The organism is Longimicrobium sp. (assembly GCF_036554565.1).
Classification (GTDB): domain Bacteria; phylum Gemmatimonadota; class Gemmatimonadetes; order Longimicrobiales; family Longimicrobiaceae; genus Longimicrobium.
Genome location: NZ_DATBNB010000405.1, coordinates 1 through 2,063 on the forward strand (window position 1 = coordinate 1; position 2,063 = coordinate 2,063).

1 protein-coding gene is annotated in these 2,063 nt (G+C 72.8%); it reads left to right on the forward strand.

Annotated features, from left to right (window positions below; all coding sequences use genetic code 11):
* Nucleotides 1-10 precede the first annotated feature (10 nt).
* Nucleotides 11-2,063, forward strand: a 2,053-nt coding sequence (locus tag VIB55_RS11190) for an ATP-dependent DNA helicase RecQ (RefSeq protein ID WP_331876745.1), incomplete at its 3' end; no start/stop codon positions are given.

Below are 2,063 nucleotides of genomic sequence, written 5' to 3' on the forward strand. Positions count from 1 at the left end.
CCGCCGCGCGATGAGCCAGGCAGCACCCGCCGCTCCGACCACCGCCGACCCGCTGGACCGCGCCCGCCAGGAGCTGGGCCGGTACTGGGGGTACCCGGACTTTCGACCCGGGCAGGACCAGGCCATCCGCAACATCCTGGCGGGCGGCGACTCGCTGACCATCATGCCCACCGGGGGAGGCAAGTCGCTCTGCTTCCAGGTCCCCGCGCTGCTGCTGCCGGGGGTGACGCTGGTCGTCAGCCCCCTCATCTCTCTGATGAAGGACCAGGTCGACAACCTGGAGGCCGCGGGGGTGCCGGCGACGTTCGTCAACTCCACGCTGGGCGGGGGAGAGATGAACGCCCGGCTCGACGCTGCGCGCCGGGGCGAGGTGAAGCTGCTGTACGTGGCCCCGGAGCGCTTCGACGCCGAGGGCTTCCGCCATCGCCTGGCCGACATCCCCGTCTCGCTCCTGGCGGTGGACGAGGCGCACTGCGTTTCGGAGTGGGGGCACGACTTCCGTCCGTCGTACCTGCGCCTGGGCGAGGTGCGCACGCTGCTGGGCGGCCCGCCCGTGGCCGCGCTGACCGCCACGGCCACCCCCGAGGTGCGCGACGACATCGTCCGCCAGCTGAAGCTGCGCGAACCCCGCGTCCTGGTCACCGGCTTCGACCGGCGCAACCTCGTGTGGCACGTGCTGCAGGCCAAGAGCGACTCCGAAAAGGACCGGCTGCTGCTGAAGCTGCTCAAGGGGCGTGACGGATCGGCCATCGTCTACGCCTCCACGCGCAAGGCGGTCGACGCGCTGACGGCGCTGCTGAACGGGGTGGGAACGCACACGGTGGGGTACCACGCCGGGCTCCCGGACCGCGACCGCAAGCGCATCCAGGAGGAGTTCATGACCGGCAAGGTGCGGGTGGTGGTGGCCACCAACGCCTTCGGCATGGGCATCGACAAGCCCGACGTGCGCATCGTCGTCCACTACAACCTTCCCGGCAACCTGGAGGCGTACTACCAGGAAGCCGGGCGCGCGGGACGCGACGGGGGCGACAGCGACTGCGTGCTCCTGCACGCCTTCCGCGACAAGTTCACCCACGAGTACTTCATCAACTCGGCCTATCCACCCCGAAAGTCGGTGGAGGCCGCCATGCAGGCGCTGCGCGAGCGCGCCGACCGCGACGGGTTGTACGACCTGCCCGTGGCCGCGCTGGCGAACACGGTTTCCGCCATCGACGACGAGCGCCAGGCCGCCTCCGCGGTGCGGGTGCTGGAGCAGTTCGGGCTGGTGCGGCAGACGTACGGCAACGGCCCGCGCCCCGTGCGCGTACGCCTGCTGGCCCGCCCGGAGCGAATCTCCCGCGAGCTGGCGGAGCGGCCCGACGAGCTGCAGATGCTGCGGGGGCTGTGGCGCGCGGCGCGCGGCGAAGCCATCTACCGCGGCGTGGAGCTGGACTGGCGGGCCCTGGACGGGGCGGCGGGCGGCCGCGGCCGGGCGGCGCCGCTGCTGGACGCGCTGCAGGACGAGGGTTTCGTCGAATGGAGGCCGCTCACGGGAGAGGGCACCTGGGTGCTGGACCGCGCCACCCCCGTGCACACGCTGGCGGTGGACTGGCGTGGGCTGGACGAGCGCAAGCGGCGCGAGCTGGGCAAGCTGCGGCAGATGCAGAACTACGCCTACACCGAGGGATGCCGCCGCGGCTACGTCCTGCGCTACTTCGGCGATCCCGCGGCCATGGAGCACTGCGGCGCGTGCGACAACTGCCTGGGGCAGAAGCCCATGGCGTCGGTGGACCCCACGGACGCGGGAGACCGGGCCATGCCGCGCCGGGGCAAGGTGCCGCGGGCGGACCGCGTGCGCGACGTCCTGCTGACCCTGCGCCGCGAGCTGGCGGCGCGGGAAAGCGTGCCCGAGGGAATGGTGTTCAGCGACGCGGTGATCGACGCGCTGGTCGAGGCGCGCCCCCGCCGCCCCGAGGCGCTGCTGAAGGTGGACGGGGTCGCCCGGCCGCTGGCCGAGCGCTACGGCAGCGGAATCCTGCGGGCGATCTCCGGGGCACTGGACCAGTACCGCGAGCGGGGCGGCA